The organism is Clostridiaceae bacterium HFYG-1003 (genome assembly GCA_024579835.1).
GTDB lineage: Bacteria > Bacillota > Clostridia > Clostridiales > Clostridiaceae > JG1575.
Map to the genome: position 1 here is coordinate 3,196,773 of CP102060.1, position 13,391 is coordinate 3,210,163.

At 49.7% G+C, this 13,391-nt stretch carries 5 protein-coding genes; all 5 read left to right on the plus strand.

The window, feature by feature from the left end; all coding sequences use genetic code 11:
- Positions 1-529 precede the first annotated feature (529 nt).
- The 5 genes from NQU17_14325 to NQU17_14345 all read left to right on the plus strand — a co-directional run bounded on the left by NQU17_14325 (position 530) and on the right by NQU17_14345 (position 13,337).
- Complete coding sequence (locus NQU17_14325; protein ID UUM11771.1) at positions 530-1,867, plus strand: polysaccharide deacetylase family protein; 1,338 nt, start codon at positions 530-532, stop codon at positions 1,865-1,867.
- A gap of 766 nt (positions 1,868-2,633) precedes the next feature.
- Positions 2,634-3,176, plus strand: a complete 543-nt coding sequence (locus NQU17_14330; GenBank protein UUM11772.1) for an SH3 domain-containing protein — start codon at positions 2,634-2,636, stop codon at positions 3,174-3,176.
- A gap of 987 nt (positions 3,177-4,163) precedes the next feature.
- The gene (locus tag NQU17_14335; GenBank protein UUM11773.1) at positions 4,164-5,894 is read left to right on the plus strand and encodes an acyl--CoA ligase; all 1,731 of its coding nucleotides are present in this window, start codon (positions 4,164-4,166) and stop codon (positions 5,892-5,894) included.
- Positions 5,895-6,003: 109 nt separating this feature from the next.
- Positions 6,004-12,255 (plus strand): InlB B-repeat-containing protein, encoded by a 6,252-nt coding sequence (locus tag NQU17_14340; protein UUM11774.1) that lies wholly within the window; start codon positions 6,004-6,006, stop codon positions 12,253-12,255.
- Positions 12,256-12,836: 581 nt separating this feature from the next.
- Positions 12,837-13,337, plus strand: a complete 501-nt coding sequence (locus NQU17_14345) for a polysaccharide deacetylase family protein (GenBank protein ID UUM13529.1) — start codon at positions 12,837-12,839, stop codon at positions 13,335-13,337.
- The last annotated feature ends 54 nt before the right edge of the window (positions 13,338-13,391 follow it).

A 13,391-nucleotide genomic window follows, 5' to 3' on the forward strand; every position in this document is an offset into this window, starting at 1 on the left:
AGGGGACGATGGGATCGAAAAGAAACAGAGGGGATCCGACTACCATTCGGATTCTGTTTCCGTTTCGTTTTCAGATCCTGCAGCCACACGTGCTGCTGTAAGATAATAGAGGATCGAAGGAGCAAGTATAAAGAATCTAAATCGAGGAGGAATGGCGGGAAAGAGACTGGCTGATTCAAAGAAAAATACAACCAAAAGTTTTGAGTTGACCTTATTCCCCCTTTCAATGAAGTACATAAGTTGGATTTAAAATGATAATCACATGATAATGGTTATTGTCACAATGAAATTCTACCACTAATAACCAGAAAAGTAAGGTGTTTATTAACTCAATTCATCATTTGTTAACCGGAACGTTTGAAATGGATTCGTTCTGGGCTGTACGCATGGAAAATTTCAGAAATTCGTCTTTTGAAAGTACATATTGTTCGGATAAATAATGATTTATTTGGTTTTGTCCGTTACAATTGAAACAGCTGGATCTGACAGTGACCACGGATCCACAGAAAACCCCGACAAGGAGAATTTTATGAATCAGAAACTGAAATCAGCTGTTAAGATCCTGGTCTTTGTCCTGGTCCTCCTGCTGCCTGTCCAGTCCATGGCTCAGGTTATGAAAACCACGATTGATCTGCCATTAAGAGCCAGAGCATCGAGCACATCCACGAAACTGGGGGTGATCCCCAAGGGGACCGAAATCAGAATTGACCGAACCACAGGCAACTGGGTGCTGACTGCCTATGCCGGCAAAGCCGGATATAGCGGACTCAAGTACCTTGCACCGACGGCCAATACGGAGATGCGCGCAGTTACGACAGATTTAAGGCTGCGCACCGGCCCGGGTACTTCCTATGCATCTTTGCTGAAGATTCCAAAGCATACGCCCATTCCGGTATTTGAACGGCAGGGCAACTGGATCAAGACGGTCTGGTCAGGTAAGATCGGCTGGGTGGGGGGCAAATACACGAAAACCATGATTGAAATGCCACAACTGCAGACAACGCTTCAGACCAGTTTCCGAACCGGCCCGGGATCGTCCTACAGTCGAATCGGTTATGTGCCGCGTTCCGCCATCATTCCGGTTCTGGGCACATCGGGCAACTGGGTAAAATCGTGGTACTTCGGGCGAATCGGCTGGATCAGCCGGTCATATCTGGCCCAGCCCATGACATCAGGCTTCCGGACAGAAGCCCTGCCGGACCTTTCCGGTTTTTCCAATCAGGAATTAAACTGGGATTACACGAAAGCTGCTACTCTGTCTGCTTTCCCGGAACTTGGCGGCGCGTACCGCTACGAGGACAGTGCTGTCCATCTGACCTTTGACTGCGGCTATGAAAATGGATATACTGCCCAATATCTGGATGTACTGAAGGCCAATGGCCTGCGGGCTCGTTTCTATGTTACGGGCTTCTTTATCAAGACGGAACCTGAACTGGTTCGCCGGATGCTGGCCGAAGGCCATGAAGTGGGAAACCATACTGACATCCATCCGGACAGTGTCGCTTTGATGGAGCAGTCACCTCAGCTTGTCTATGATGATATGGTCGGGTGGGAAGAGCTGTATCATGACGCGACAGGTTCTTATCCTTCCACCTGGTTCTACCGGGCTCCCTCCGGGATTTATTCCGAACGGACCCTCGCACTGGTGCAGTGGATGGGATATCAATCTGAATTCTGGGAGGTAGCGCTGGATGACTGGAACCCGCAAAAGCAGATGACACCGGAAGCCACCATGCATGTATTGAAACGCGATACCAAACCCGGTTCCATTGTTCTTTTGCATTGCGTCTCATCCACCAATATCAAAATTCTGCAGGAATACATCGACTGGATCCACGCTCAGAGCTGGACCATCGCAACTCCCTGAACCATCTAAAAAAAGCTGAAGCAGAGGTCGATCTCTGCTTCAGCTTTTTTTATAGTGCCCAGTCGATTGATTGCCAACAAGTCAAAGTCACAAGTCAAAGTCATAAGTCACAGCACAAGTCACAAGTCACAGCCACAAGTCACAGCCACAAAACCTCCAACTTAGCACACTGTCGATCCATAAGGTGACCAGAAGGAATTTGAAATATTCATGAATTTAATCCGGAGGGAGGTCAGCTGTAGAAATCAGGCGTGGAAAATCGGGGTCTGAATTATCAGGAATGCCTTCCTGTGCGCTTGATCAGGAGTGATACGGGATTGTAATACAATCTTTCGGAAAAAGGCTAAAATGAAATCACCCGGAAGAAAGCTTATAATTAAGCTAAGAAGAGAATCCAGCTATCCGGACACCAGGATCACGGAGTATGATCATTCGAACTGTCAATCAACGCCCCATGTTCCTTTTCGTCATTTCAAATTTTGAACAACCCATTATGTAGATATACAGAAGCAGACAGACTGGCATCACTGAACTCAATCGGTACGATTCATATCAGATACATCAGATTTGAAAATACAGCCGGATATCACGACAAGCACCCTGAACTTGAAAATATTTGCGCAGCGCGATCGAAAAGGGATCAATTTCAGTATCACTGCATTTCACACTTTTCTTGGACTCCGCAACAATATCAGTCTTTCGATTGAAAGACTGGCAGGATACGGCGATTGCCGTCCGAAGATTGATCTTCGGGGAGGTAGAATTGATGAAACGCTTTAAAACAGCCAGCGCCTGCCTGCTGCTGGTCAGCCTGAGCCTGATGCCGATGCAGGCACTGGCGGGTCAGGTCATGAAGACGACGATTGATTTAAGGCTGAGGGAAGCTCCCACCACAGCGTCTGAGACACTGGACATTATCCCGAAGGGGACATCGCTTAATATTTTCAGTACCACCGGCACCTGGGCGAAAACCATCTATGACAGCACTTCGGGATACGCGGGCCTAAAGTACCTGGCACCAACAGCTCAGTCCAAAATGGGTGTTGTGAAAACCACTCTGAATTTAAGGTCCGCCCCGTCGTTGACAGCCACCATTTTAAGGACCATTCCGAGCTATACACCGATCCCGCTTTATGAAAAAAGCGGAACGTGGGTGAAGACGGTCTGGTCCGGAACAATCGGATGGGTCAGCCTGAATTACACCAAGCCCATTGACGGCTTGCCCAGAATGAAAACCACTACGAATCTGCGTCTGAGAAGCGGTCCGTCTACCAGCTACCCGATTCTGAGAACAGTTCCTACCGTATAGAACCGCAAGAAATCTGATGTTGAAAGCAGTGATTATAGTCGGATTAATTAACGAACAAGCACCAAACCGCTTGACTGAAATCCAGTCAAATTGTTTGATGCTTGTTTTGAGATGGTCACAACTGACATCGTCGGCTTGGGCCACTTGAATTTTCCTGACTCCAAGCGATTATAAGAAAGGCGGAACCCCTTGAAATCCCACTCGATGATCGTAATCTTATTGTGCTGCTTGTTAGAAAAAGACGAAACAGGCCCTCTCCATCAGATTCATTTCTAGAACCTCCTGAATTATAATCGTAAGCCCGGTTACCGATCTGCGAAAGTCTACCGACTCAGGAATCAGGTGGATTTTGGCATCGGGTTTATATCCACAGTAGTTGGACCAAGAAAACACTTCCACACTTAATGATCCCATTGTCTCAGGAGTATAGAGATGTTTCTATTTGGTATCAATTAACCGCTTACCTTAAAATCCAAAAAAAACCCCCGAAAATGAGCGAAAAATGATTGGGATTACTCGACATCTACAAATTTATTGTTCTATATTTCGACCGAAAGAGGCTTGAATACTCAGGGTTAGCCTTATTCAGCAGTCTCTATGCAAATGCCTCTTAATAAAGTGGCATTTTTTTATGAACTCTATTGTAAACAGTAATATAAAGTGCATAATGAGATTAACGATTATTGGTATGATCGTCAAAAAATATACAAAAGTGGTAATTATTAATCTAATAAAGAACTGACTGGGCGTGCCCGTGAAATGGAAAGCAATTAGCCCTAATGGACATCCATCTTTGCCGGAAGAACTGCTTCCATATATTACGGAACAAGTCAATTAGAAGAAGTCATAGTTCTAAATAAAACCTGAATAAACGGCCTAGAACAAAATTAAAAGATCCTGGTAAAGGAGGCTTGGGACAAGTGGGGCCGATAATTGAATTGATACGGAGCAAGATCGATGGATACTTATGAAAGGGAGTGAAAAGTCATGTCAATCAAACCAAGCAAAGAACGACCTTGGATGAAATACTATCCAAGCGCTTTAATCGACGGGCTATCTGATCCGGAGTGTACACTAAATGAATACCTCAGACAAAATTGTCCGGGAGAGGATGTTACAGCAATCCATTATTACGGGAACGATATTTCATGGAAAGAGCTGTTTTTTCAAGCCGAGTCAGTAGCCCGCGCCCTTCGTGCGATCGGATTTGGGGAAGGAGATACCATTCCGGTATTCTTGAAGGCCGTTCCAGAGTTCGTATATCTGCTTCTGGCGGCCGAAAGAATCGGCGCGTCGTTACTGTGCAGAGACAACACAGTGGAAGAAAATGTTGACGCCGTGTGCAAGGCCAAAGCCACTGTGATTTTTGCCCATGACTTTCTTTCCCAACAGGAGTTCAATCAATTTCGCAGTGTGGCGGGAGTCGATTTGGCAATCCTGCTGCCACCGATCAAAAATATAAGTGAACGAGGTGTACCGGAGCATATACGCAGATATGTGGGCTTGCAGTATCAAGAGTATCCAGCCTACGGCCCACAGACGCTCACATGGGATTGCTTTTTGGAACAAGGTAAACAGTTTGAGGGTACGGTGGAGGCTTCAAGAAACATCAATCGTCCCTTGTTTAAGGCTTATACCAGTGGAGCTACCGGCCCTTCAAAGCAGGTGATTCACTCTGCTCACAGCATTATTGGAAACATACATCAAATGAATTTTTACGGTTCCAACGACAACTTCCGCCCCTCATGGCTCGTGACACATTTTCCGACCGCATTGGTTGCGGTGGTGGTTGCAATGATGCTGATGCCTTTGGCATCCAACAAATTGTTGATTTTAGATCCATTTTGCAGCGATGGTGACGTCGACTTGGAGATGATGAGGTATCGCCCAAATTGTTGGCCTTTGATCCCGATGTTCGTTGAGACTATCATGCGCAGCAGCCGTGTACCGGAAGACTACGACCTGTCGCATCTGCTTTCCGCAGGGGCCGGTTGTGAGGCACTTAACAACAAACAGTTTAAAACTGTGCAAGCTTTTTTAAAAAAGCACAACTGCGGCATCAGATTTACCAGCGGATACGGTTCCAGCGAGTCCGGATCAAATATGACGCTGCCAATGACGCCCCACCCCATGGGTAACGGAAACGTGGGAATCCCTATGCCGCTGTCTGTGATGGGTATTTTTGAGCCCGGCACGACAAACGAACTTGGCTATAACCAGCCCGGCGAAATTTGCCTCTCCAGCCCAGCCAACATGCTTGGTTATGACAACCCAAAGGCAACAGAGTTGGCACTTCAAAAGCACGATGACGGCCTTACATGGCTGCACACCGGCGACATTGGTTATATGAATGAAGACGGTGTTATCTTTGTGATGACCCGAGGAAAGTCACCACGCTATGACGGCGGCGATCTGGCATTGTTGCCAATGGAAAATGCCGTGGCGGATTTAGAAATTGATGGAATCAAGGACGAGTTTTATGTTATTGTTCCCGATGGCGAGCATCCGGGTTGTTTTTTACCGTATCTTTTTATCCAACTTGAGAAGGGGTATACGCTGGAACATGTGGCGCAGGAGATTAAAAGCAAATTAGACCACACGACGTGCCCTGTGGAAATCTTTGAAATAAAGGAGCGTCCATTCTTTCACTTTAAGACAAACCGCCTTGCCTTATCAAAGATGATCAGCGAGGGCGTGACGGATTTCTCAAATGTGTAACTACATTTTAAAGAGCAATACCTGGTTAAAAGGAGAGTAGATAGATGTAGGAAAACGGATACACAGTCACAGCAATATTTTGGACAAAAAAACAGGGAGGTTAATTGACATGAATTTTAAGAAATCAGTGTTTCGTTGCTTTGTATCGGTAATGCTGTTATTTTCCCTGATTTTTGGTCTCACGGTTCCTGCCTTTGCGACAGGTCTGGCGCCAGAAAAAAGTACACAATACATCCAGTATAACAGCGCAACCAAAGAGTTGATTGAAAAGACCATTTCGGAGCTGTCTGCCAAAGGCAAGGTTTATAAGCCAAAGACAGACAAGGCTTTGGGGCTAAAAGTGAAGCAGATTAGTGGTCTTTCGCTTGGAGCGGTCAAAACCTCTATCCTGTTTGATTTGTTTTCAAACTATGAGGACGGGCGGATTGACACAGCCAGGTTTGGGTTGGATGCAGTAACGATCGAAAAAGTTCTGAACATGACCCTAAAGGAATTTGCGCTGGACAGCGCGGTCGACATAGTGGAGATTAAAACCGATGATAATGGTATTGCCATCGGCATCGAATTCGAAATGCGCAGCTCTTTCAAGTCTGGTTTGGATGAGTTTTCCTCAGTCAGCAAGGGAGAGCCTGGAGCCGTGGACGACACCGCACCGACCGTGGACAACACCGTCCGCGACGGCAAGGGCGGAACCGAAACGGCCGCAGTGACCGTGACGGAAACCGAGGTAAATGCCGCGTCTGGGTGGACGGCAGAATTCAACTGGAGTTACCGCTATGTGGGTGATCCGACGAATCAGGTTGGCCTTGTGTTTCGTGGTGGCGAAATTCAGGCTGCGAGTACGGACGAGAACGGGTACTTCCTGACCAAGATTGAGTTCTACTTAGAGAGCATTACGCTCACCCCCCTGCAGCCCGACGGCAATCCGGTTCCAGATACGGAGCCGGTCATACTCCCTGCCTCTGAGGGGACAGTATCTACAGTGGGAAATAAAACCACCATTACCTATCCAAACGGCCTGAAGGTGGAAGATCTTTTTGTGGATAACGCCTATTTAGGAGGCCTTCAGGCAGAACTAAATACGGAGCTCGAGAACAACGGAGGCGTCCCCAACGAAAAAGCCCTGCAATTGATAGATCAGCTTAATGCGTTGGGACCGTGCATTTTCAGCCATGTTCTGACGGCTTCTTTTACGGATCCGGCGAACTATCCTTCTTATGACGAAACGCTTGCCGATGTCTATAAGGAGACCATCAATGCAACGGAGCTGGCCGTTTATCAGTACTATGCCGAGCTGTGCGATTTTAACGGTGCGTTTCCGCAGCATTTCGGATCGGCCGCCAATTTCTGGACATCCAAGGATACCAGCTCCGGCGGCACACCAATTCTGGGTGCGCTCAAAACTCTATGCAATATGCAGCCGGACACCTTTGTTCCCTTCGGTGCCTATGACGCCGATCAAAACGGCGAATTGGACATGCAGACCGAGATCGGCCTTGATTTTCTGATCTCGATGCTGACGCAGGCATTCATGGCCTATGAGCAGCAGCTCGGGCCTCTTTTGGACGCGAAAATTTACGACTGCGCACAACAGATCAATGAAAACATGACAACGGAACAGAAAATGCTGGCGATTCATGACTGGCTGGCCAACAATGCGGAGTTTGACATAGGCATCATCACTGCCATGAAGGACGGCACCTCCGGGGGCTCCGACCCTTCTCAGATGACCGCTTTCGGCACGCTTTTGTACGAACCACTTGGCATAGAGGGCGCCATTTGCCTTGGTTATGCCGCCACCTATTATCTGCTGCTGCAACAGGTAATGGGGCTTAAAACAGACGTAAACGACATCGTAATGGTGCGCTGGTGGGCCGATATTGCCGAAACCAGCGTTGCCGGCCCCGACTCCGGCTTTGGCCAGGGAAGGTTCAACGAGACCCACTACTTCAATGCGGTCAAGTTGGGGGAAGAGTGGTATTATATCGATGCCTGTTATGACGATATCTACTGCGAAGTAATGACGCAGTACCGGGTGGAGACAGACGGAAACATCTCCCATAACTATTTCCTGTTTGCCCCCACCAGCGCACTGAACATGTTTGACGGCAACGTCGACTATGTTGACTCCGCCTATGACGGCGTGACTTTCCAGCGTCGTCTCGATCTCGACGATCAAGGCCAGGTACAGTACAAGAACATGTCCCCGGTCTACGAGACTGATACGGATGAGGCAGGTAATGAGCATGTGATCTGGTATCACTCGGACTATCCCGAAGCGGCGCAGGATGCGGACGATGCAACTAACGCCTATTTGGATTCATCAATTGAATGTAGCGAAACAGCTTATGATGACACGCAGTACGAGAAATCGTGGTTCACTGCCGCAATGGGGGAGATTCACTGCGACGGCACGTATTATTACTATGTGGCAGGCGAGCTGAATTCCTACGCTGCGATGTCGGGCAACGATTTCGACAACGGGCAGGGCGGCGACTATGACATTGATGTTAATTTGGGAGAGATATTTAACAACGATGACCCTTCATTTGCGGACCGATTGGTTCGGCGCAAAATGACTGCTCCGGTCAATGCCACACAGGACAGCGCAAACGAAAGCAACTGGGCGCGTCAAGTGGAGATTGAGTTCTCCATGAATGGCGGCGAACCGATGACGGCAGAGCGGGATGTATTTGTGGATCCTTATACGGAGACCATTTTCCACTATGGGTTTGGCACTCTGGGACAACCTCGGCTGGACAGTGATAAGACGACCCCGATCCTTGGGGAGGATGGCAACTATATCAACGACAAAACCGAAGTGCCGTTGCTGGCGGAATATGCAGACATTGTCGCATATGATGCAGAATTTATGGAGATCTACCCCGATCTTGCCCACACCTCCGGTGTGTACGACGGGAAGTTGTACTTTAATGTTGCAAATCAGATTTATTCGCTTAGTATAGCGGATATTGCTGATTGGGATTATACCATCGCTCTGCTCAAGGAGTACAACACGGTTTCCTACTTCTCCGATGGGTTGGACTTTGGAAATGAAAACGGCAGCAGATTTACCGGAAAGACTTTCCATCTGACCTCAGACCAGGCTAAGGCCATCGGCACGATGACCGGCAAGCCCATTGCAGCCATCTCTCTGGAAGATCGGTGGGAGGTTACAGGGGAGGGTATTATTCACCATCCGACCCTGACGGTCAGCATTGGCACAAACCTGTCTGAGTCCACAAAAGACAGCAACGAAAAAAGCTATCGCGTGGAAGCGGTGAACTACAATCCGAATTACATCACAGGCTATAGCGATGAGGACGAAAACAGCAATGTAGAGTTTATGTGGTGTGCCAATCTCGTGGAAGACCTGCTGATGAGCAATATCGAAGCGGATCTTGCAGCCGGCGCTGATAGTGCCGTGGAGGTGACCGTTGCGCCCTTCTGTCTCACCGATGGATTCACTGAGAGGCGCGGATCGATTACCGGAGTCAGCATTCCTGGAACCCGAGTGGTGGATGAGGGCACCGCCCTGGGCCACGATTATGCATGGAATGATGCCCAAAGCCAGTATATCTGCAATCGTTGCGGCGCTGTGTCTGGAGAGACATCAGCCCAGCAGACAATCATCTATGACAGCAACACCGGTTCAGGGACGATGGCCGATACAACAGGCGATACCGGTGCGTCTGTTACGCTGAGTGAGAACACGTTCACCAAGGCAGGCTACACCTTCACCGGCTGGAACACCGCGGCAGACGGCAGCGGGACAGCCTATGCCGACAAGGCGTCCATCACGATGCCGGCCGGCGGACTGACACTGTATGCACAGTGGGACGCAGACCAGCAGACAATCATCTATGACAGCAACACCGGTTCAGGGACGATGGCCGCCACACCAGGCGATACCGGTGCGTCTGTTACGCTGAGTGAGAACACGTTCACCAAGGCAGGCTACACCTTCACCGGCTGGAACACCGCGGCAGACGGCAGCGGGACAGCCTATGCCGACAAGGCGTCCATCACGATGCCGGCCGGCGGACTGACACTGTATGCACAGTGGGACGCAGACCAGCAGACAATCATCTATGACAGCAACACCGGTTCAGGGACGATGGCCGATACAACAGGCGATACCGATGCGTCTGTTACGCTGAGTGAGAACACGTTCACCAAGGCGGACTACACCTTCACCGGCTGGAACACCGCGGCAGACGGCAGCGGGACAGGCTATGCCGACAAGGCGTCCATCACGATGCCGGCCGGCGGACTGACGCTGTATGCGCAGTGGGACGCCGACCAGCAGACAATCATCTATGACAGCAACGCCGGTTCAGGGACGATGGCCGATACAACAGGCGATACCGGTGCATCGGTTACGCTGAGAGAAAACACGTTCACCAAAGCGGGCTACACCTTCACCGGCTGGAACACCGCGGCAGACGGCAGCGGGACAGCCTATGCCGACAAGGCGTCCATCACGATGCCGGCCGGCGGACTGACACTGTATGCACAGTGGGACGCAGACCAGCAGACAATCATCTATGACAGCAACACCGGTTCAGGGACGATGGCCGATACAACAGGCGATACCGGTGCGTCTGTTACGCTGAGTGAGAACACGTTCACCAAGGCGGGCTACACCTTCACCGGCTGGAACACCGCGGCAGACGGCAGCGGGACAGCCTATGCCGACAAGGCGTCCATCACGATGCCGGCCGGCGGACTGACGCTGTATGCGCAGTGGGACGCAGACCAGCAGACAATCATCTATGACAGCAACACCGGTTCAGGCACGATGGCCGATACAACAGGCGATACCGGTGCATCGGTTACGCTGAGAGAAAACACGTTCACCAAAGCGGGCTACACCTTCACCGGCTGGAACACCGCGGCAGACGGCAGCGGGACAGGCTATGCCGACAAGGCGTCCATCACGATGCCGACCGGCGGACTGACGCTGTATGCGCAGTGGACCGCAGCCCAGCAGACAATCACCTATGACAGCAACACCGGTTCAGGGACGATGGCCGATACAACAGGCGATACCGGTGCATCTGTTACGCTGAGAGAAAACACGTTCACCAAAGCGGGTTACACCTTTACCGGCTGGAACACCGCGGCTGACGGCAGCGGTACAGGCTATGCCGACAAGGCGTCCATCACGATGCCGACCGGCGGACTGACGCTGTATGCGCAGTGGGACGCAGACCAGCAGACAATCATCTATGACAGCAACACCGGTTCAGGGACGATGGCCGATACAACAGGCGATACCGGTGCATCGGTTACGCTGAGAGAAAACACGTTCACCAAAGCGGGCTACACCTTCACCGGCTGGAACACCGCGGCAGACGGCAGCGGGACAGGCTATGCCGACAAGGCGTCCATCACGATGCCGACCGGCGGACTGACGCTGTATGCGCAGTGGGACGCAGTCCAGCAGACAATCACCTATGAGGTGATAGCCGGTGCAAATCGATATGATACCGCAGCCTTGATCAGTAAGCAGCTGAATGATTCGGCGGATACTGTAATACTTACAACGGGAAAAGACTTTCCTGATGCACTTTCAGCAGGTCCTTTAGCTGTGCAGGTAAATGCTCCGATTCTACTATGTGAGGTCAATAAAATACCGACAGAAACCATGACCGAAATAAACAGATTAGGGGCCAGTAAAGTGATCATCCTCGGAGGGCTGAAGGTTATTGCTTCATCAGTTGAAACCACTCTCCAAAATAAGGGCATCAGTGTGGAAAGAATCAGTGGAGACAACAGATTCCTTACTGCAATTGAAACTGCAAAAAAAGTAAGGGCCAGCTCAGGTCAATTGAAGAAAGCAATCCTGGTAAATGGTTATGATTTTGCGGATGCTCTATCCATAGGCAGTGACGCAGCCAAAGCAGGGATACCGATATTATTGACATCGCCTAAGTCATTATCACCCGAGACAAAACAGGCAATGGTTGAGTTTGGTATCAAAGAAATCGAGATAATTGGCGGAGAACAGGCAGTCAGCAAGGCAGTCGAAGATGAATTGGCTGGTATGGGAATCAGCGTTAGTCGAATCAGCGGATCAAATAGATTTGCTACATCAGCTGCCGTAGCCGGAAAGTATTTCGCTGATTCTAAGAACGCGATCATATCAACCGGAAGAGGGTTTGCCGATGCACTGGCAGCAGTAGTGCTGGCAGTTAAACAGGATGCACCGATTCTGCTGGTTGAGAAAAACTCCCTGCCAACTGAAATTAGCAGCTACCTTGGCGGTTCAATCATTAATAATATTTCAATTGTCGGCGGAGAACTTGCGGTCAGCAGCGCAGTAAGAAATCAAATTCTTGATGTCCTACAAAATTGAACAGTCACCACTAAGTTTTCTCATGTTACGCCCCTGGGAAGTTTCGATAACCAGATAGGGCAGGCGCTCAATGTCCTGCCCGCTGATTATCAAGCAGCAGTCTATATCAAAATCGGCGCGATTGGTGGACCAAACGGTATTGGGCGTATCCGAAAACCGATATCACTTGTGATGGTACCTGGGTTTGCGATGATGCCACCGGCGGTTCGGACCGAGAGGCCAGTGAGATCGCGGCCTGCCTGATCCCGGTGACCTACAGTCCTCCGGCAGCAGGTGGCGGGGCATTACCCACAGCCGAGCTGGCAACCGATTCTTTGGATTGGGTCATTGCCAGGAGGTAAAAGTACCCTTTGCATGTTTTGTTAATGAACCCAACCTGCCGGCGCAAAATGGTGTTTAAAAAATGATCCAGGTGGTTCATGATGAATTGCCTGGATCATTTTACATGGGGATAGATGGAAAAGCACCCCTACAATTGATGAGTCCATTGTCTCATGGTAGGGAGGTTACTATAAGATGTCTTCTATAATGCGCTTTCTGTCTATCTGGAGTGTTATTGGATAACCTTCGGAGATTATGCTCTGAAAGCCAATGGCCTGCGGGCACGCTTCTACCTCACGGGCTTCTTTATCAAGACGGAACCTGAACTGGTTCGCCGCATGCTGGCCGAAGGCCATGAAGTGGGAAACCACTCCGACATTCATCCGGACAGCGTCGACCTGATGGAGCAATCACCTCAGCTCGTTTATGATGACATGGTCGGCTGGGAAGAGCTGTATTATGACGCAACAGGTTCTTATCCTTCCACCTGGTTTTACCGGGCTCCCTCCGGGATTTATTCCGAACGTACCCTTGCACTGGCTCAGTGGATGGGATATAAGTCTGAATTCTGGGAAGTAGCGATGGATGACTGGAATCCGCAAAAACAGATGACACCGGAAGCCACAATGCAGGTACTAAGGCGCGATACCAAACCCGGTTCCATCGTTCTCCTGCATTGCGTCTCATCTACCAACATCAAAATTCTGCAGGATTACATCGACTGGATCCACGCTCAGGGCTGGAGCATCGCAACTCCCTGACCCTATTAAAAAATACTGAAGCAGAGATCGATCTCTGCTTCAGCTTTTTTTGTG

Coding starts and splice junctions, on each gene's coding strand:
- NQU17_14335 (UUM11773.1), top strand. CDS start 4,164: ATGTCAATCAAACCAAGCAAAGAACGACCTTGGATGAAATACTATCCA.
- NQU17_14325 (UUM11771.1), top strand. CDS start 530: ATGAATCAGAAACTGAAATCAGCTGTTAAGATCCTGGTCTTTGTCCTG.
- NQU17_14330 (UUM11772.1), top strand. CDS start 2,634: ATGAAACGCTTTAAAACAGCCAGCGCCTGCCTGCTGCTGGTCAGCCTG.
- NQU17_14340 (UUM11774.1), top strand. CDS start 6,004: ATGAATTTTAAGAAATCAGTGTTTCGTTGCTTTGTATCGGTAATGCTG.